Origin of the sequence: Rhizobium sp. S163 (assembly GCF_030380805.1) — a bacterium.
Taxonomy (GTDB): domain Bacteria; phylum Pseudomonadota; class Alphaproteobacteria; order Rhizobiales; family Rhizobiaceae; genus Rhizobium.
Genome location: NZ_JAUDSA010000012.1, coordinates 311487 through 329853, shown reverse-complemented (window position 1 = coordinate 329853; position 18367 = coordinate 311487). Strand labels below are relative to the sequence as shown.

Genomic DNA, 18367 nt, shown 5'->3' with positions numbered 1-18367 from the left:
GCTGCGTCTTCGGCCGATGGAAAGCCTGATAATGGTTCGTCACTCGCGGCTTACGCTCCAGCAGACTGACCACGGCGACAGGTTACTGCCAGATGACGCGTCAAGGCCGAAGATTGCCTCTGCCCCATCCGTCATCGGGTCCATCGCAATCGTTTCCTCTCCAAGGTTCGCCCGCAGGCACAACCGGCCGCCGCTCGCCAACGACCAATCGGCGGCGACGGCCGTAAAGTCCGATCCGGCGACGATTTCGCCGCGGCGCATCCCTGCCAGAAGCGGGACGATCTTCTTGTGGCGGATCGCGAGCAGCGAGGCGTAGAAGTCGCGCATGTCGGCGCAGTGGGGATCGGTGACGGCAGACCAATCGAGCTTGGCCATCTCGAACGTCGATGGCGCGGTCGGGTCCAGCAGATCATCCGAATCGAAGCCCGGCAGTCGCGAGAGCTCCTCGCGGCGCCCTTTTCGCACCATCTCGTTCAGCTCTTCATTGAGGTCGCAGAAATAGGGGAATGCGTCGCGCGCCCCCCATTCCTCACCCATGAACAACATCGGTATTTGCGGCGCGAGCAGATAGACCGCTGCCATCGACTTTATGACGTGAACGGGCTGCGCGGCGATGATCCGGTCGCCCATCGCCCGGTTGCCGATCTGGTCATGGTTCTGGATGAAGGAGACTAACGCCGTAGGCGGCAGTTCGCTCGTGCTCTTGCCCCGGTTTTCGCCGCGATAGGGCATGTGCTGGCCCTGAAATACAAAGCCTTCCGCGAGCGAACGCGCAAGCGCTTCGCCATTATCAGCGTAATCGGCGTAATAGCCGAAGCGCTCGCCGGTGGCGGCGATGTGCAGCGTGTGGTGGATGTCGTCGTTCCATTGTGCCGTGAACAGACCTGTTTTGCCATCGCTCATGCGCTTCAGGAGATCGCTGTCGTTTTCCTCGTTCTCGACAATCAGGTGAACATGGCGAACGCCAGCGGCGGCGCGCACGCGCCGTGCGAGTTCCAGCAGCAGATGTTCCTCGCTGTCGTCATTGATGGCGTGAACGGCATCCAGTCGCAGCCCGTCGAGCCTGAAGACGGTGATCCAGTAGATGGCGTTCTGAATGACAAATTCGCGCATCGGCCGCGCCATCGCACCATCATAATCGATGCCTTTGCCCCACGGTGTCTTGTGCCGGTCGGTGAACAGCGGCGCATAGAGGGGCAGATAATTGCCGTCGGGGCCGAAGTGATTGTAGACGACGTCAAGGAAGACCGAGATTCCGCGTTCGTGGGCAGCATCGATGAGCGCCATTAGATACTCGGGCCTGCCATAGCTGCCGTCGGGCGCATAGGGCAGCACACCGTCGTAGCCCCAGCCATAACGTCCCGGAAAATCGGCAACGGGCATGAGCTGGATCGCCGTCACGCCTAGCCGCGCGAGATGATCGAGACGCCCGATTGCCGCGAGGAAGGTGCCCTCTTCGGTGAAGGTGCCGACGTGCAGTTCGTAGAGGACGGTTTCTTCCCACGGGCGCCCAGGCCAGGTTTCGGCTTTCCAGTAGTGGTCCGTGAGATCGACGACCTCGCTGAACCCGTGCACATCGTGCGGCTGAAAGCGTGAGGCCGGATCGGGCACCTGCAGGCCTTCGGGAAGAACAAACCGGTAAAGCGCGCCTGCGCCGACGCCGGCGACCTCCACCTCGTGCCAGCCGTCGGCGAGTTGGCGCATGGGTCGGGGTTCCTGGTCTTCCAGCTTCAGGCGGACGCTGTCGAGAAGAGGCGCCCAAAGGCGGAAAACCACGCCCCTGTCGGAAATGACGGGTCCGAATTGCATATCAGTCACGCGAGGCCTTTCGACAAATGGGATTGGCTGCACTCAACGCGGGCGCGGGCGAAAAGTTCGCGACCGACGGAGTGGCGGTTGGTCACGGTTGAGTTATCCATACCGCTGAACAGGTCACTCAACTTGCAGCAAAGCGACCGGTCGCCTTCCCAGGAGCTTCGCCACGGGGATCGACGCGGCGGTGTCGATCGACCGCTCAGTCAGGAGATCACGTATCGAACCCTGTAGCCCCGCGGGCAGGATGATGGCGGTGTCGTCCCAGAATTCGGGGCCGGCAAAGAGCTTTCCAGGCTCCAGCTGCCCCATCATCATGCGCGGGGTCACCGTGATGGTGAACGTATCGCGCAGCCGCCGAGCGTATGCGATGACATGGCGACGGCGGCTGCCCGTCACCGACACAGGCACATAATCTCCCTCGGCAAACAGGGCAGGCAGGCGTTTGCGCAGATTGAGGCCAATCTGGATTATGCGCTGTTTGAGTGCTGGAACGGTCAGCTCCGAAATCGGGTCCCGCGTTGCCAGCAGGCGGGCGAGTTCCGCCGTGTCGATCTGGCGCCGGTTGTCAGGATCGACGAGGCTGAAGTCGCAAGCTTCCGAGCCCTGATAGATATCGGGCACGCCGGGGGCCGTCAGCTTGATCAGCGTTTGCGACAGGCTGTTCAGGTAGCCTGCGGCCATCACTGGCCGGAGCGTTTCGGCGAAGTCCTCGTGGAAGGTCAGGCTGGCGGAGGCGGTGAGCGCGGCCGCATAGCTCTTGACTGCCTTCTCGTATTGTTCGTGCGGCGCATTCCAGTCCGTCACAAGCTTTGCCTCGCGCACTGCCTTCTCGGCATAGGCGACGAAACGATCTGTCAGTGCTCCGGCAGCGCCATCGCGAAACTCCTCCGGCCATATGCCGGCCAATGCCTGGTAGAGCATCCATTCGACATTGGCGTCGGGCGTCAGGCCTGCCGGCAACTCGGTCAGGTGGCCGCGGTTCATGTCACGCCAGCGTTCTACCCCTAGCCGCCATACATCAGGTTCCTCGCTCAGAACGTAAAGGCGGGCGCGGGCGTCCTCGCCGCGCTTGGTGTCGTGGGTGGAGGTGGCCGACAGGCCGTTTGGCTGCTGCTTTGCCCTTTGCTGCATCAACTCATGAAATGCATCGACGCCGCCCGCCGGCCGACCCGGCTCGCCGCCGACTTCGTTGGCGCCAAGAAGCAAGTTGTGGCGATAAAACAGTGTGTCTTCCATGGCCTTGGCCATGATCGGGCCACTCAACTGCTGGAAGCGTCGCTGGAATTCTTCTCTGCGAGGGCCGCCATCGAGGAGCATCGCTACGGCGTCCAACGCATCGCGGTCTCCGGTTTGCTGCGCGGCATCGCCAACGGCCTGCTCAATGAGCAGGCGATCGCTGTCCGACAATTTTCCGGCACGGCCATAGGTGCGATAGAAGGGAAACGCGACGAGCAGTTCCTTGATGGCGGATGCAAGCCGCTGTTCGTCCTGATCGGCCAGAAGCGAATGCGCGATCGCCACAAGCCGATTTGTCTCGCCCTCGAAGTTGCGCTCGACCATCAGCAACTTTGCCTGGCGTAGACCTGTGGTGAAATCGGCCGCATCCGGCGAGAGATTGGCATAGGCATGGCGAAATTCGCGCATGCCATCGGGATCGATGAAGAGATTGCTGAGCGCCGAGATGAACTCGTATCCGGTTGTGCCTTCGATCGGCCAGTCGGCCGGCAGTGTCTCTCCATGCCCGACAATCTTCTCGGCGACGATATAAATCTCGGGGCCCACGGTCGCACGCAGGCGGTCGAGATAGGCAGAGGGATCGGCGAGCCCGTCAATGTGATCGAGCCGCAGCCCCTGCACGTGGCCGGCGCGCACCAAGTCGAGCACCAGCGCATGGCTGTCGGCAAAGACCTGCTCGTCCTCGACACGCAGCCCAACCAGTCCGGTGACTTCGAAGAAGCGCCGATAGCTGAGCGTCTTCGCGGCATCCTGCCAGAAAGTCAGCTGCCAGGATTGCTGATCGTGAACGCTCGATATCTGCGAGCGATCTTTCAGGTCGCCTGATAATGGCGCGGTGCTATCCAGGTTGAGCGGCAATCGGGTGTCGAAATAGGCGAGCGACCAATCGCCGGTTTGCGGATCGCGTTGCAACTCGAACTCGCCATCGGCGAGTGCGTCGTTGAAGCTCTTTCCGAGGATCGGCAGCGTCAGCCGCTGGTTCCAATCGATATCGAAATGATCAGCATATTTGCTGTCCGCGCCAAATTTCAGAACATCCGCCCACCAGGCGTTCTCGGTCGAGGCCGCCATGTGGTTCGGCACGATGTCGAGGATCAGGCCGAGGCGCTCGGCTTTCAGTGCGGCGCTCAGGCGCTCGAAGCCCTCGCGTCCGCCGATCGCGGGATCGATCTCGTTGCAATCGGTGACGTCGTAGCCATGCGTCGATCCCGAGGTGGCAGTGAAGATCGGCGATGCATAAAGATGGCTGATGCCGAGTGATTTTAGGCAGGGGATGAAATCGATGGCAGTGTCGAAGGTCATGCCATCTCGAAATTGCAGCCTGTAGGTCGATGTCGGTATGTGCATCTGTCGCCTCTGGTGGGATCGCGACACAGCAACAGCGCCAGCGCGCCTTTTGTTCCCATGCAATTTCCTGACACGTTCGAGGCGGTTAGAATTTCAGAGTGATCAGCAACGGCCGGTGATCAGACGCGCGCTTTGCCAGCGGCGTGGAGATTACACTGGCGGCGCTGACTATGAGGTCGTGCGATAGAAACACGTGATCGATCCGCAGCAGTGGAAAGCGGGACGGAAAAGTCGGCCTCGGGCGTTCCGCCATGTTCAGCTGAGCGTCGCGAAACTGGCCGGCCAACATCGTGTAGGCCGGCGATGACGCTCGTGCATTGAGGTCGCCGCAGATAACGCACGGTGCCGCGTGAAAATCCGGGCTCCCGATCCACTCGTCCGAGAGCAGCGTCCGCACCTGCTTTATACGGTCGATGTTGCGCAGGCCGAGATGGGTGTTCAGCACGTTGAGCTTTCGTCCACCTGCATCCACCTGTGTCCAGATCGCCCCCCGCGTCTCGCCGACCGAGGGCAGGGGGCCGGCCTTCATCAGCCGTGTCGGCAGGGCGGTAAGTATGGCATCACCGTACTTTTCTTCCTGCACATTAAGAGCCGGGTGAAAATGGGCCTCCATCTTCAAAAGGGTTGCGATCATATGCGCTTGGTCGATGCCGCCGGTTCGCTTGCGGCCGACATCGAGCTCTTGAAGCGCGATGATGTCGGCACCCGATTGCGCGATCACGTCGGCGACCCTGCCAGGGTCGAGCAGCCGGTCAGTGCCGATGCAGCTGTGCACATTGTAGGTGAGGATTCTCAGTTCCCGGTCTTCATTTCGGTGCGAAGTGTCTGTCGATGCGCTCATCGACAGGGAACCCGATTTCATCCTGTTTCGTTCCATTACTGAAAGATCAATCGGAATGGAATCTTCATGTCGGCGAAGCGTGTCCTCATCAATGCAACCCTGGTTCTCGGACTGCTTCTCGCGGCCTATCTCCTCTATAAGGTCTTCAGTCGCTATTCGATCGATGAGATCACGCGGTCAATCGCCGCCATCCCCGTCTCACGGCTGTTGTACGGCCTGGGCTTCGCAACACTCTCGTACCTGTGCCTGACGGGCTTCGATTGGATGGGGCTGCGGTACGCGGGAAAGCCGTTGAGCTATCCGAAGGCGGCGATTGCCTCCTTCACCGGTCTTTCCATCGGCCACAATCTCGGCGTCGCCGCCTTGAGCAGCGGCGCGGTTCGCTATCGCTATTATGCGCGTTGGGGCCTGAGTGCCGAGGAAGTGGCGAAGGTCATCCTGTTTTGCGGCGTCACCGTGGGCATCGGGCTGTCGGTCCTTGCGGGACTGGCGCTCCTGATCAATCCAAGCGATGCGGCAAACTTGCTCGCCATGAGCGCCGATGGTCTGTTCATGCTGGGCCTGGCCTGCCTTGCCCTCCCAGCCGCCTATGTCCTTCTCGCCGCGACTGTTCGTGCGCCGTTGCGCCTGTGGAAGTGGAGCTTCGAGATGCCGCGTCTCCAGCTTGCGATCGGTCAGGTCGTCATCGGCACGCTGAACTTCGTCTTTGTCGCCGCCTGTCTTCATCAGATGCTGACGGCGCAGGGCGATGCCAGCTTCGTGCAGACGGCGACAGCCTTCGTGCTTGCCAACATCGCCATCCTTCTCACCCATGTGCCGGGTGGCCTCGGTGTACTCGAAGCAACCGTCAGCCATGTCCTGCCGGGTGCAGCGTCGATCGGCGCGCTAGTGGCCTTCAGAGTGATCTATTTCATCGTGCCGCTGTTGATCGGTATTCCCCTCTTCACTATCAGCGAGGTGGTGCTGCGCAAGCGCGGCAAGATGGTATCAGAAGATCGCGGCGGCCAGCCGTCCGACGCGCAGGCGCAGCTTCTGTAGCGGCCAGTAGGGACGTCGCGGGTCGACGAGCGTGGTGCCTGTCAGCGGCGACGTCTCGCCTTTCGAGACATCGATCGCGAAGTGCCGAAGCCCGCGCTTGCCAACATTCAGCGCGTCCACCGCGCTATTGAGCGACCGCAGGCTGCGCTCGGTCTCGCGCACCGTCTCCGGCGTCGTCTCCAGATGTTCCGCCAACAGCCGATAGCGCAGCGTCGAAATTGCCAAGCGATGCGCATTGGTCGAGGCTTCGATCGCCAGATCGCATTCCGTATCCAGGCCCTCGGAGCGGTTGTTCAGGTTGGATGAGCCGATGCGAATGAAATGGTCGTCGACGATCAGCAGCTTGGAGTGGATGACCAGCTCCTTCTCGCCGCCCTGCTTGTCGGGCACCACGGCATACATGACCCGCAGCCGGTCATATTGGTCGATGCGCTTCAGCCGGCGGATCAGTCTGTCGCGGTTGTTGCCCATCGTTAGTTTTTCGAGAAAACCGTGCGAACTCTTGGTGACGAGAACGGTGATCTCCGGGCCGTCGCTCTCCTTCAATCGCTTGGCAATGGTGCGGGCGACGCCGAAAGACGCGAGATACTGGGTCTCGATGTAAATCAGCCTGCGCGCGGCCTTGATTGCATCGCGTGTCAGGCGAAAGGCTTCGTAGTGGCCGCGCTTGCCGATCAGTCCGGGCTCCGTCAGCGCGATCGCGGCGGTTGCGTCCGCAAGGTCGGCGCTGACGCTTGCCGGCCATGAGGCGCCGCCTGCTGGCGCCGGCGCCGGGCGCTCGCCCGTGGCACGCTTCCATCGCCTGCGGGCGACATCGCCGATCAGCTGGGCCGCGTGGCCGGATACCATCGACTGCAAGTCGTGCACGGGATCATAAGGCGTACCATCCGGCGATTTCCGCAGCGTGCTGGTCATCTTGTGATCCGGCTCGTCCCATCGTCTGGCGGTCAAGTCGATACCGCCGAGGAAAGCCAGATTGTCGTCGATCGAGACGAGCTTCTGGTGATGGCAGCCGCGGATCGGGTGGCGCAGATCGAAGCGCATGCTGATCTGCGGGTGGGCGGAGAATTCGCTCTCGCGGAAAAGACGCAGCGATTTACCGGAATAGATCGGCCCCATGCCCCATACCAGTATGCGGATGCGCAGATCCGGCTTCTCATCGGCGAGCGACAGGAGAAGCTCACCAAGCGTTTCGGAGCTTTGATGGGGTCTGAGCCTGATATCCGGGTTGAAGTCCCAGCCGACGATCCAGATCGTATGAACGGCCTTGCGAAGCGCCTGGTCAAGCGCCAGAAAATAGGCGGCGCCATCGATCAGGAAAGCGGCCTTCTCTACCTTGCCGACCTGCCAAGCGTTGCGTCGCTGCCGAATGATGCCGCCCGGCAAAGCGGGAAGAGAAGCTTCTGTTTTGCGGGTTGCGCGTTTCAGGAACTCGGTTGCCTTAGACGCCTTCAGTCGATCGGCGATGGGTTGGAATTCTGTCATTCTGCTGTCCGGCGCCCCGCTTGGTATTTGACGTGGCCGTAACGCTTGAAGGGGTGACTTGTTCCGTCATCGTGCACCGTATTTTCCGGGGTCGTGCCGGGCTGTCGTGCGTGGCGCGAAAACGATCGTGGAACGAAAAGCCACGTCAATTGTTTACTTCACGGTAGAGGATGAGCCGAGGAGTGAAATAATGATCAGAGCTATTCTGTTGGTAACCGCAGTGGCAGGCAGTCTTGCGTCGTGCACCGCGACCGAACAAGGCACGGCGATTGGTGCGGGGACCGGCGCTGTCATCGGTGGCGTGGCAACCAACAGCTGGGGCGGCGCGGCCGTCGGTGCTGTCGCCGGTGGTGCGGTGGGTGCCTTGATCGGCCAATCGCAGGAACGTCGCGGCTACTGCGTCTATCGCGACCGCTATGGCCGCACCTACGAGGCACGTTGCCGCTAACCGGTTGATCCGGGCGGATTGGATCTTCGACGCACGTGATGCCTGCCGGCATCGCGCGCGTTGAATCTTGTGCAATCGTCGCAAACATGATGCCAGCGCCATGATGCCGACCCATTCTTTTGCTGATGAGAAAGCGTCGGCAACGCGTCTTGGGCGAGCGCATGAATTGGATAAATCGTTACATTGATGAACCGCTGCTGCACGGCGCCGCAACGGTCATGAAACTCTGGCACGGCCGCACAGGCCAGCGACCTGATCTTCTCGAACCGGTCTGGAACCTGCTCTCCATCGCGTTTCTGCTCATCGCGGCCATGCAGTGCTTGGCGGGCGAAGCGCTGTGGCTGAGCGAGGCTGCGCTCGTCATGCTCGCGCTGCCATCCGCGCTGAAGCTCTACAAGGCAAGCGCGGCATCGGCCGATTATGATTTGAAAGACTACAAGGCCCTGCGCGCCACCGCCTTGCAGAAGCGCGAGAACGAGTGGGCTCTTAGGCTCGCGGTGCTCGTTGGCGCGCTGGTTCTGCCGCTCGCAAAGCCGGTCGACGATATCACGAGCGCCTATTTCATGCTGGGAGCCTGCCTCTGGTTCTCGCTGACGGCGCCTGCGAGGTTCTATTTGAACGCGGCCGAGCCGCCGGCGCCGGATAAGGGCGATCGTCTTGTTCGCCCCGCACTGGGTTCGGCGGCGTAACTCCTGATACCGAACGGCTGCTGCAGGAACCTACAGCGGCCGTCATTCTTTAAGAGCTAAGCTCCACCGATCTCAGTTCTTGACCGTGTCTTCGAGGAAGAAGCGGCCAAGCGGGTTCTGGTAGAAATTCTCGATGTTCTTGCGCGAGACGTTGATGTACGGGCTGTAGTAGAGGTCGATCCAGTTGACATCTTCCTTGGCCATCTTCTGGATATCGACATACATCGCTTCGCGCTTCTTCGGATCGAGCTCCAGGCGCGCCTTGGCGACTAGGTCCTTTACCGCATCACTCTTGTAGTTGGTCATGTAATTGTTGTTGCTGTCATGGCCAAGCACGAAGGTGGTCTTCTGGTCCGGGTCGAGAATGTCGTTGGTCCAGTAGTTAACCGAAATGTCGTAGTCGCCGGCAACGGTCATGTCCCATTCCTGGCTGGCATCGACCTTCTGTAGGTTGGCGGTGATGCCTGCCTTCTGTAGCTGCTGCTGCAGGAGAACAGCGATCTGTTCGTCGACTTCATCGCCTGCGCGCACGAGGTAGTTGAGCGTCAGGCTTGGCTCGCCGGCGGCCGCCAGCATTTCCTTTGCCTTGGCCGGATCGTAGGGCCGCTGCAGGTTGTCAGCGTAATGATAGAGCGCGCCCTTCGGAATGTAGGAGTTGGCAACCGTGCCCTGACCGAAGGTGACGGCGTCGACGATCGCCTTCTTGTCGATCGCCATGTCGAGCGCCTGACGCACTTCCTTCTTTCCAAGCGCACCATGCGCGTGGTTGATCAGCAGGTGGTCTTCGCGGGTCGAGGCGTCGATATCGACGTTGAGGTTCGGGTCCTTCTTCATCTCCTCGACGCGCGAGAAGGGCACGAAGATTGCCGTGTCGAGCTGGCCGGCTTGGACGTTCAGCATGCGCGTATTGTCGTCGGGAACGGAAACCCACTCGACGCCATCGAGCTTGACGCGGTCTGCTTCCCAGAAGTTGGGGTTCTTCTTCAGGATGACGCGGTCGCCGCGGCGCCATTCCTCGACGGTGAAAGCGCCCGACGCGATCGGCTTTTCAGCGTAGGCGTCTGGTCCCAGCGTTTCCATTCCCTTCTTGGAGATGACCGATGCGTTGGGCAAGGCCAGCGTCGACAGGAAGGGTGCGGAGGGGTTCTTCAGTTTGATCGTCAGCGTATGCGCGTCGGTGGCAACAGCCGTGTCGATGACCTTGTAGGAATCGCCCCACAGCGAAGCGGCATCGTCGCGGATGCGCAGCAGACTATAGGCCGCGTCTTCGGCGGTCAGCGGCGAGCCGTCGGAAAACTTCGCGTCACGGAGCTTGAAGGTGTAGGTGAGGCCGTCGTCGGAGGTCGTCCAGCTCTCGGCTAGACCGGGCTCCAGTTTGGTGCCGGTCTTGTCGACGCGCACAAGGACGTCATAGACGTTGGAGAAGACCCAGTTGTCGATGTTCTGCGCCGTCTTGATGGGATCGAACGTCGTCGAATCCTCGCGGCGCCCGATCGTCAGCACACCGGCTGCTTCCGCATAGCTGGCGCTCAGTGTCAGGCCGGCCATGATGGCTGCGAGGCCTACGGTTTTCCATCTGTTTTTCATCTCTGTGTTCCCTTGTTGTTATCGCGAATGTTTCTTCGGTTGCGGCGGTATGAAGTTGTTCTCGCGCTCGGCGGCGGAGGCGTCGCCGAGGAGGCGCTTGTCGGGGTCGATGTCGGGAATGGCGGCGATCAGTGCCGCGGTATAGGCGTGCTGCGGTCGCGCGAAGACGTCGGCCGAACGCCCCTCCTCGACGATCTCGCCGCGATACATGACCACGACGCGTTCACAGAGATTGCGGACGATGGCGAGGTCATGCGCGATGAAGAGGAGCGTCAGCTGCATCTTCGCTTTCAGCTCCTGGAACAGCTCAACGATCTGCGCCTGAATGGTGACGTCGAGAGCAGCCACGCACTCATCGGCGATGATCATCTTCGGGTCGACGGCCAGCGCGCGCGCGATACCGGCGCGCTGGCACTGACCGCCGCTCATGCTGCGCGGCTTGCGGCCGGCGAATTCTCGCTCAAGGCCGACGAGGTCGAGCAGTTCGTTTATACGTTCGGGAATGGCCGAAGAGGCGACCTTGCCCTGGACTTTCAGGACCTCCGACAGCGTCTGCCCGATCGTCATGCGCGGGTTTAGTGCGTTGAACGGGTCCTGAAACACCATCGCGGCCTCGCGGCGAATTCTCGCTAAGCCCGCCGTCCTCTGCTGCGCGAGATCGATGCCGTCGAAGGTGACATGTCCTGACGACAGCGGCGTCAAGCCGAGGATGGCGCGCGCCAGCGTACTCTTGCCGCTGCCGGATTCGCCGACGATGCCGACGCTTTCACCAGGCATGACCCGCAGGCTGACACCCGCCACCGCGCTGACCGTCTTTGCACTGCCCTTGAATAGGCTGCCGCCAGTATTGAAGCGGACATGCAGGTCGTCGATTTCCAAGAGCGGCGGGACCGCATGTCTTGCCGGCTCGGTTGCCGCCGGTGGTGCCGCTGCCTCCTCGGGCATCGATGGGTGGCTGGCGATCAGGCTCACCGTGTAGGGGTGCTGCGGATGCGTCAGGATCGCCCGCTTCGGTCCCTGTTCCAGAAGCTGGCCGCCGCGCAGAACGGCGATGCGATCGCAGGTCTGGGCGACGATACCGAGGTCGTGGGTAATCAGGATGATCGACAGGCCGCGCTTGTCGCGGATATCCATGAGCAGCCGCAGGATCTGCGCCTGGATGGTCACGTCGAGAGCGGTGGTCGGCTCGTCGGCAATCAGGATCTTGGGATTGCACGACAGGGCCACGCCGATCATTGCACGCTGTCGCATGCCGCCGGAAAACTCGTGCGGATAGCTGTCATACTGTCTGACCGGATCGGGAAAGCCGACCTGCTTCAGGATTTCGATCGCGGTAGCGCGCGCATCCTGAGCATTCAGCCCCTGATGATAGCGGATGCCTTCGGTGATCTGATCGCCGATCCGCATGACGGGGTCGAGATGGCTTGTCGGGTTCTGGAAGACCATGCCGATCTCGCCGCCGCGTACGGCAAGCATATCCGCATCGCTGATCCCGGTCAGATCGCGGCCCTCTAGCAGCACCTGCCCCCCATCGATCTTCAAGATGGAAGAGGGCAGCAGCCGTATCAGCGAGCGGCAGAACAGGCTCTTGCCGGAGCCGCTTTCACCGACGAGCCCGAGGATTTCACCCTGACCGAGATCGAGCGACACGCCGTCGATCAACGTGCGAACGGTCTCGTCGCCATGGGCTTTGACCGTCAGGTCGCGAACGGAAAGAAGGGGAGCGCTCATTCGTGGACCCCGAGAATTTCGCCGAGCGCATCGCCGAGCATGCTGAAACCGAAAGCGAAGACGACGATCGACAGGCCCGGGAAGAGCGTGATCCACCACGCCGTGGTGATGAAGCTCTGGCCCTCGGCCACCATCACACCCCATTCGGCGATCGGCGGCTGAACGCCAAGTCCGAGATAGCTGACCGCGGCGCCGCTCAGGAGCACGAGCACGGCATCGGACATCGAGAACACGATCGAGCCGGCAATGGCGTTCGGCAGAAGATGGCGGAACATGATGCGGAAGCGGCTGAAACCGAGGCTGACGGCGGCCACCGCGTAGTCGCTCTTCTTCAGCACCAGCATCTGCGCGCGGATGAGCCGCGCATAAGAGACCCAGCCGACCAGTGCCATGGCGATGTAGAAGCTGCTGAGCCCCGGTCCGAGGATCGCGATGATAGAAAGCATCAGCACCAGGAATGGGAAGGCCAGGATGATGTCGACGAGCCGCATGAACAGCGCATCGACAATGCCGCCGAAAAAGCCGGCGATGGTGCCGACCGTCGTGCCGATGACGAAGGGGAAGACCACGCCGATGATGGCGATCTGCAAGTCGATCCGGGTTCCCCAGATGACTCGCGAGAGGATATCGCGGCCGAAATTGTCGGTGCCGAAGGGATGCAGCAGCGACGGCGCCTGCAGGCGGACATCTGCGTTCTGGAAGATCGGATCATAGGGCGCGATCAGCGGCGCGCCGATGGCAAGGATCAGAAAGACCAGCAGGATGCCGGCGCCGACGCAAAGCGCCGGGCGCTTGCCGATGAATTTCCGCCAGCTGAAGGATGGGGGAGAAGATATGATGGCACTCATAGCGTCACCCTGGGATCGACGGTGACGGTGACGATGTCGGCGATGAAATTGATGAGAACGGTGGCGCAGGCAAACACCATGGCCACGCCCTGCACGACCATATAGTCGCGCGAGAAGATGGCGCGCACCAGAAGCTGTCCCATGCCAGGCAAAGCGAAGACGCTTTCCACGACAACGGTGCCGCCGATCAGCCAACCGATATTGACTGCCAAAAGGTTGATGGTTGGTACCAGCGAGTTCGGCAGAACGTGCTTCCAGAAGACGATGCCCTCAGGCATGCCACGCGCGCGCGCCGCCGTTGCGACATCCGATTTCAGCCCCTCGATCATCGCGGCCCGCAGGCTGCGCGTCAGGACGGTGGAAAGCGACAGCGCGATCGTCAGGCTGGGAAGCACTAGGTGAGCGAGCTTTTCACTGAGCGTGGCGCCGTATCCGGAGACGGGGAAGATGCCGAGTTGCACGCTGAAGACGATGATCAGCATCAAACCGAGCCAGAACGGCGGGAAGCCGATGCCGAAGGTGGAAATCACCCGTACCGCATGGTCTGCCGCACCGCCTCGATTGCGCGCCGCGACGGCGGCCATAGGTACGGCAATCAGCACGGAAAGGATCACGCTTGCGAGCACCAGCGCGACGGTGGGTTCGATGCGCGTCAGGATCAGCTTCAGCACGTCGATCTTGTAAAGAATGGATTTTCCCATCTCGCCATTGGCGAGATTGCGCAGGAAGTAGAAATACTGCAGCCACATCGGTTCATCGAGGCCATATTGCGCCCGGATATTGGCAATCGCCGCAGGCGTTGCGCGAGTTCCAAGAATGTTGCGCGCGGGGTCGCCGGGGATCAGCCGGACCAGAATGAAGGTGATGACGCTGATGCCGAAAATGACGGGCAGAAACTGCAGCGGACGCGTGAGAACAAATCTATAGCGATGCATTGTGGCGATCGCCCCTTTCCATCCGCATGATGCTTGTTGGCTTTCTATGCATCAGCTTGCCTTGTGCCGCGATAGAAAGTCCAGCAGGGCCGGGTAATAATCGCCGGGGTTCTCGTAGAAGGGCATGTGGCTGGCGTTTGCGAAGACTTTCAGCTCGGCGTTCGGCAGCGCAAGCTTCATGCGCAGCGCGCAGGCCGGCGTCAGTTCGTCATGCTCGCCGGTGGTGATCAGCGTGGGGACGGTAACGCGAGGCAGGTCTGGGATGCGGTTCCAGTCTTTGAGGTTGCCGATATAGAGAAACTCGTTCGGTCCCTGCATCGTGCCGTAGGGTCCCATGTTCCAATCGTCAAGCGAGCGGCGGACCGGGGCTGGCCATTCCGGCAGGCGACAGACGTGGCGATAGTTGAGAATGGTTACGGCGGCCTGGTATTCCGGGTGGTCGTATGTGCCCTGCGCCTCGTGCTTCTGCAACATTGCCACCGTCTCGGGACCGAGTGCTGCGCGCAGCCGTTCAAGCTCCAGAATGAGATGCGGCATGTCTGCGACGGTATCCTCGAGGATCAGCGTCTGCAGGTTGTCGGGGTAGGTGAGCGCGTAGTCGATCGCCAGCCAGCCGCCCCAGGAATGGCCGAGCATATGCACCTTGCCGAGACCGAGCGCCTTGCGCACGGTTTCCGTCTCCTCGACGTAGCGTCCGATGGTCCAGAGTGCTGCGTCATCCGGCCGGTCAGACGCGCCGGTTCCCAGCTGGTCGAAGGCGACGACGCGGTAACCCTTGTCGATCAGACAGGAGTGCGCTTCACGCAGATAATCGCAGGGGAGGCCGGGTCCGCCATTCAGGCAGAGGACCGTTTCGCTGCCGCTTCCGAAGCTATAGGCGACAACCTTGAAGCCATCGACCTCGATGTCGTATCGCTGGTCCGGCTCGATTTCACGCCACATTGATGTCTCCGGCAAAAGATTCTTCTTGCTCATTAATTGGGCAAGGCTAAATTTTTATCCCAAACAGCGTTTCGCGCCAGCTATAAGAAGTGATAGGTGGCGCTTCGCTCACCGGGAGCAGGCCATGCTTGATGATATCCGCGCGATCAAAACACAATTCACCGATCACCAGACTTTGGATGGGCGTATCGATCAAGTCTTCGAGGAAATGAAGACACTCGGCTTCGAGGCGTTGATCTATGACTACACGCCGATCCCCTACGATCTGGACGGCGAGATCATGATCCCCTCGCTCTTGAAGCTGCGCAACATTTCCGACGACATGCACGACTATTGGTTCAATCGCGGTTATTTCCGGATCGATCCGGTTCAGCAGGTGGCGCTGCGCACGTCGACGCCGTTCTTCTGGAATTACGATGCCAATGCCGAAACGCTGATCAACCGCTTCATGGGCGAGAATACCGAGCCGGTGGCGCGCTATCTCAGCGAGCGAGACATGTCGACGGGCGTGACGGTGCCGATCCACATGCCGCGCGGCGACTACGCGACCGTCACCGGCATCCGCTACGGTCGCGAGAAGGGCTTCCAGAAGCAGGCTTTGCGCTATATCGCCGATTTCAACCTACTGGCCCACGTCTTCCACGAGGCGGCCTTTCCGCTGTTCGACGCGGACGCCTGCAGCGCCGGCAAGGCGCGACTGACCGAGCGGGAGCGCGAGTGCCTGCGTTACTCGGCGGAGGGGCTTTCAGCCAAGGAGATCGCCCGCATCATCGAGCGCTCGGTGCCAACTGTCGTCATGCACCTCAATGCCGCCGCCAAGAAACTCGGCGCCAAGAACCGCACGCAGGCCGTGGTCCGCGCCACGCACTACCGGCTGCTCGAAGACCGGCCATCCTATAACTTGTGATAGCTGCCGCCGTTTCAGCAGCCACGTTATGGTTTTCCATCGAATACCCAAAGATGGAGCTATCAGTGACCGCTGTCACGTCGAAGGAAGACTACCTGCCGTTTCGCGATTACCGCACCTGGTATCGCATCACCGGTTCACTCGACAGCGGCAAGCTGCCGCTGGTCGTGGCCCATGGCGGGCCTGGCTGCACCCATGATTATGTCGATTCCTTCAAGGGTATTGCCGCGCTCGATGGCCGCGCCGTCATCCACTACGACCAGCTCGGAAACGGCAATTCGACGCGCCTGCCGGAAAAGGGTCCGGATTTCTGGACGCCGGCACTGTTCCTTGAGGAACTCGATGCGCTGCTCACTCATATCGGCATTGCCGATCGCTACGCTTTCCTCGGCCAGTCCTGGGGTGGCATGCTGGGTGCCGAACATGCCGTTCGCAAACCGAAGGGCCTGAAGGCACTGGTGATCGCCAACTCTCCGGCCAACATGCACACCTGGGTTTCCGAGGCCAATCGCCTGCGCGAGGAGTTGCCCACAGAGGTGCAGGACACGCTCTTGAAGCACGAGCAGGCAGGAACGCTGACCGATCCTGAATACGTCACAGCATCAAGGGTCTTCTACGACCGCCATGTCTGCCGTGTCTCGCCATGGCCCGCCGAAGTCGCGCGGACCTTCGCGATCATGGACGAGGACAACACCGTCTACCGCAACATGAACGGCCCGACTGAATTCCACGTTATCGGCACGATGAAAGACTGGACGATCGAGGACCGGTTGAGCCGGATCGAAGCGCCGACGTTGCTGATTTCAGGCAAGTACGATGAAGCGACGCCGCTCGTCGTCAAGCCCTATCTTGATAGCGTTCCCGGCTGCGAGTGGGTGCTCTTCGAACGGTCGAGCCACATGCCGCATGTCGAGGAGAAGGAACTCTGCCTCGCCACCGTCTCGGCGTTCCTGTCGCGTCACGACTGAAGATGTGAGCTAGCGCGTTCACGACAGCTGTCGCTGCCCCTCGTGGGCAGCGCTTTTATGACAAGGTCACGCCGGAGCGCGCGACGCCATCAATCGCAGATCGCTTCCGCCTCGATCTCGACCTCGTATTCGCCGACCAGATTGCCGGCCTCGATCAGCGTGTTGGCCGGCAAAACATCAGCGAAAGCCCGTCCATGCGCGCGAGACACCGGCTCCCACTGACTGGCATCGCGCAGATAGATGCGCGTCCTGACGACGTCTTCCATCTTGCCGCCGAGCGCCGATATCGAAGCCGCGATCTTGTCGAGTATGTAGGTCGCCTGCGCGCCGGCGTCGCCCGATGCCACGCAGCGGTTCGTGCCATGCGTCGCAGTCGTGCCGGAAACGAGGATACGGTCTCCTACCCTGACGGCGCGGCTATAGCCGGCGATCGGCTCCCAGATGCTGCCGGACGAGACACGCGAACGGCCCGGACGACCGGGCACGGGCTGAGCCGTGTAGACGGATGGAATGGCATCCAGATGGTGGCTGAGATCGCCGGAGGCGGTTAGGAATGGCGGCTTGCGATACTCGTCGCCGCAATCGCCGGGGATGGCTCGCGTCTTGGCGAAGGCCGCGTTTAGTGCGGCGTGATCCTCTTCGTCAAGCGCGAAGGAGAAGACGTTCAGATTGTCGCCGCGATGCTCGTTTTCGCCGATGCGCGCGCCGACGATCGTGGCAGCGACCGCGTCGTGTTCCAGAACCCAGCGGCTCGCGACGTTTGAGATCGACGCGCCATGCTTGACCGCGATGGTTTGGGCGGCGCTGAGAATGCCCTGAAAGGCTTCCCAGCCGCCGGCGGTGTCGATGAAGCGCTTGTATTTCGAGCGGCTCCAATCGGTGATCGATGTCGGCTCTGGCTGACCCAGCCATTTCTCGGAGAGGAAGCCGCCGCACAGCGTCCCATAGGCGAGAAGCTTTACGCCGCTTTCGGCACAGAGCTTCGAGAGCGCACCCGCGGCTCGGCGGTCGACCAGCGAGAACGAAACCTGATTGCTGGCGATCTCGATGCCATCGGCAAGCGCCAGCGCCAGATGCCCGGTATCGAAATTGGTGAGGCCGAGCGCGCCGACCAGGCCTTCCTCACGCATGCGCTGCATCTCATGCAGGGCGTCGAGCCATCCCGGATGCTCGAAGGTCCACCAATGGAATTGCAGAAGATCGACCTTGTCGACGCCAAGCCTTGTCAGCCGCTCCTCGACGCCGCGACGCACGATATCAGATGTCATCGGTCCCGGCTCCGGGCACCACTTCGTGAAGGCGACGGGCCGCTGGCCATTCTGATAGCGCGACAGCAATCGTCCCGTGATCAGTTCCGCCGAACCGTAGTGATCGGCCATGTCGAACGTGTCGAAACCGCCGCGCGCATAGGCGTGCAGCACATCGGCGCCCTTGTCGGGATCGATTACCGTGCCGTTTTTCTCGATGTCGGCCACCTGCCAGAGACCGCAGACGATGCGGCTGATGGAAAGATCCTTGGTGAGCGCTATGCGTGGGGGCGTGGTGGACAT

Annotated in this window: 15 protein-coding genes; 5 read left to right on the top strand and 10 right to left on the bottom strand. The window is 61.3% G+C overall.

The window, feature by feature from the left end; all coding sequences use genetic code 11:
- Nucleotides 1-39: 39 nt before the first annotated feature.
- The 3 genes from treZ to QTL96_RS11405 all read right to left on the bottom strand — a co-directional run bounded on the left by treZ (nucleotide 40) and on the right by QTL96_RS11405 (nucleotide 5239).
- Nucleotides 40-1809 (bottom strand): malto-oligosyltrehalose trehalohydrolase, encoded by a 1770-nt coding sequence (treZ, locus tag QTL96_RS11415; RefSeq protein WP_289727893.1) that lies wholly within the window; start codon nucleotides 1807-1809, stop codon nucleotides 40-42.
- Between the two features lie 123 nt (nucleotides 1810-1932).
- Nucleotides 1933-4398, bottom strand: a complete 2466-nt coding sequence (gene treY / locus QTL96_RS11410) for a malto-oligosyltrehalose synthase (protein WP_289727780.1) — start codon at nucleotides 4396-4398, stop codon at nucleotides 1933-1935.
- 85 nt (nucleotides 4399-4483) lie between these two features.
- Nucleotides 4484-5239: an endonuclease/exonuclease/phosphatase family protein gene (locus tag QTL96_RS11405; protein ID WP_354669130.1), complete on the bottom strand. Its 756-nt coding sequence runs from the start codon at nucleotides 5237-5239 to the stop codon at nucleotides 4484-4486.
- A gap of 66 nt (nucleotides 5240-5305) precedes the next feature.
- On the opposite strand from QTL96_RS11405, the gene QTL96_RS11400 reads away from it, so the two are divergent.
- Entirely contained in the window at nucleotides 5306-6277 is a 972-nt protein-coding gene (locus tag QTL96_RS11400) for a lysylphosphatidylglycerol synthase domain-containing protein (RefSeq protein ID WP_289727778.1), read from the top strand.
- On the opposite strand, the gene QTL96_RS11395 is transcribed toward QTL96_RS11400, so the two are convergent.
- Nucleotides 6227-7762 (bottom strand): phospholipase D-like domain-containing protein, encoded by a 1536-nt coding sequence (locus QTL96_RS11395; RefSeq protein ID WP_112943378.1) that lies wholly within the window; start codon nucleotides 7760-7762, stop codon nucleotides 6227-6229. The two genes, QTL96_RS11400 and QTL96_RS11395, sit on opposite strands and share 51 nt — an antisense overlap.
- A 190-nt stretch (nucleotides 7763-7952) precedes the next feature.
- On the opposite strand from QTL96_RS11395, the gene QTL96_RS11390 reads away from it, so the two are divergent.
- Both QTL96_RS11390 and QTL96_RS11385 read left to right on the top strand, forming a co-directional pair.
- Nucleotides 7953-8210, top strand: a complete 258-nt coding sequence (locus QTL96_RS11390) for a YMGG-like glycine zipper-containing protein (RefSeq protein WP_111560741.1) — start codon at nucleotides 7953-7955, stop codon at nucleotides 8208-8210.
- Between the two features lie 161 nt (nucleotides 8211-8371).
- On the top strand, nucleotides 8372-8899 hold the full coding sequence (locus QTL96_RS11385; protein WP_183794315.1) for a hypothetical protein: 528 nt from the start codon (nucleotides 8372-8374) through the stop codon (nucleotides 8897-8899).
- Nucleotides 8900-8971: 72 nt separating this feature from the next.
- Here the strand turns inward: QTL96_RS11385 and QTL96_RS11380 are convergent, their stop codons facing one another.
- From QTL96_RS11380 to QTL96_RS11360, 5 genes are read right to left on the bottom strand one after another with little or no spacing between them, the layout of a single operon-like run.
- On the bottom strand, nucleotides 8972-10486 hold the full coding sequence (locus tag QTL96_RS11380) for an ABC transporter substrate-binding protein (RefSeq protein ID WP_113168240.1): 1515 nt from the start codon (nucleotides 10484-10486) through the stop codon (nucleotides 8972-8974).
- Between the two features lie 18 nt (nucleotides 10487-10504).
- On the bottom strand, nucleotides 10505-12217 hold the full coding sequence (locus tag QTL96_RS11375; protein ID WP_113168239.1) for an ABC transporter ATP-binding protein: 1713 nt from the start codon (nucleotides 12215-12217) through the stop codon (nucleotides 10505-10507).
- Entirely contained in the window at nucleotides 12214-13065 is an 852-nt protein-coding gene (locus QTL96_RS11370; protein WP_112820095.1) for an ABC transporter permease, read from the bottom strand. Before QTL96_RS11370 ends, QTL96_RS11375 begins: the two co-directional genes overlap by 4 nt.
- Nucleotides 13062-14000, bottom strand: coding sequence for an ABC transporter permease (locus QTL96_RS11365; RefSeq protein ID WP_112943374.1), 939 nt, complete (start codon nucleotides 13998-14000; stop codon nucleotides 13062-13064). Before QTL96_RS11365 ends, QTL96_RS11370 begins: the two co-directional genes overlap by 4 nt.
- Before the next feature lie 51 nt (nucleotides 14001-14051).
- Entirely contained in the window at nucleotides 14052-14942 is an 891-nt protein-coding gene (locus QTL96_RS11360; protein ID WP_289727777.1) for a proline iminopeptidase-family hydrolase, read from the bottom strand.
- Between the two features lie 124 nt (nucleotides 14943-15066).
- Between QTL96_RS11360 and QTL96_RS11355 the strand changes: the two genes are divergently transcribed.
- Both QTL96_RS11355 and QTL96_RS11350 read left to right on the top strand, forming a co-directional pair.
- On the top strand, nucleotides 15067-15849 hold the full coding sequence (locus tag QTL96_RS11355; protein ID WP_112943372.1) for a LuxR family transcriptional regulator: 783 nt from the start codon (nucleotides 15067-15069) through the stop codon (nucleotides 15847-15849).
- Nucleotides 15850-15914: 65 nt separating this feature from the next.
- Nucleotides 15915-16817, top strand: coding sequence for a proline iminopeptidase-family hydrolase (locus QTL96_RS11350; RefSeq protein WP_112943600.1), 903 nt, complete (start codon nucleotides 15915-15917; stop codon nucleotides 16815-16817).
- A gap of 89 nt (nucleotides 16818-16906) precedes the next feature.
- Here QTL96_RS11350 and QTL96_RS11345 read toward each other — a convergent pair whose 3' ends face one another.
- On the bottom strand, nucleotides 16907-18367 hold the full coding sequence (locus QTL96_RS11345; protein WP_289727776.1) for an aldo/keto reductase: 1461 nt from the start codon (nucleotides 18365-18367) through the stop codon (nucleotides 16907-16909).

Excerpts from the sequence above, each read along its gene's own strand:
- QTL96_RS11400 (WP_289727778.1), top strand. The coding sequence starts at position 5,306 with ATGTCGGCGAAGCGTGTCCTCATCAATGCAACCCTGGTTCTCGGACTG.
- treY (WP_289727780.1), bottom strand. The coding sequence starts at position 4,398 with ATGCACATACCGACATCGACCTACAGGCTGCAATTTCGAGATGGCATG.
- QTL96_RS11365 (WP_112943374.1), bottom strand. The coding sequence starts at position 14,000 with ATGCATCGCTATAGATTTGTTCTCACGCGTCCGCTGCAGTTTCTGCCC.
- treZ (WP_289727893.1), bottom strand. The coding sequence starts at position 1,809 with ATGCAATTCGGACCCGTCATTTCCGACAGGGGCGTGGTTTTCCGCCTT.
- QTL96_RS11375 (WP_113168239.1), bottom strand. The coding sequence starts at position 12,217 with ATGAGCGCTCCCCTTCTTTCCGTTCGCGACCTGACGGTCAAAGCCCAT.
- QTL96_RS11405 (WP_354669130.1), bottom strand. The coding sequence starts at position 5,239 with ATGAGCGCATCGACAGACACTTCGCACCGAAATGAAGACCGGGAACTG.
- QTL96_RS11345 (WP_289727776.1), bottom strand. The coding sequence starts at position 18,367 with ATGTCCACCACGCCCCCACGCATAGCGCTCACCAAGGATCTTTCCATC.
- QTL96_RS11390 (WP_111560741.1), top strand. The coding sequence starts at position 7,953 with ATGATCAGAGCTATTCTGTTGGTAACCGCAGTGGCAGGCAGTCTTGCG.
- QTL96_RS11360 (WP_289727777.1), bottom strand. The coding sequence starts at position 14,942 with ATGTGGCGTGAAATCGAGCCGGACCAGCGATACGACATCGAGGTCGAT.
- QTL96_RS11385 (WP_183794315.1), top strand. The coding sequence starts at position 8,372 with ATGAATTGGATAAATCGTTACATTGATGAACCGCTGCTGCACGGCGCC.
- QTL96_RS11395 (WP_112943378.1), bottom strand. The coding sequence starts at position 7,762 with ATGACAGAATTCCAACCCATCGCCGATCGACTGAAGGCGTCTAAGGCA.
- QTL96_RS11380 (WP_113168240.1), bottom strand. The coding sequence starts at position 10,486 with ATGAAAAACAGATGGAAAACCGTAGGCCTCGCAGCCATCATGGCCGGC.
- QTL96_RS11355 (WP_112943372.1), top strand. The coding sequence starts at position 15,067 with ATGCTTGATGATATCCGCGCGATCAAAACACAATTCACCGATCACCAG.
- QTL96_RS11370 (WP_112820095.1), bottom strand. The coding sequence starts at position 13,065 with ATGAGTGCCATCATATCTTCTCCCCCATCCTTCAGCTGGCGGAAATTC.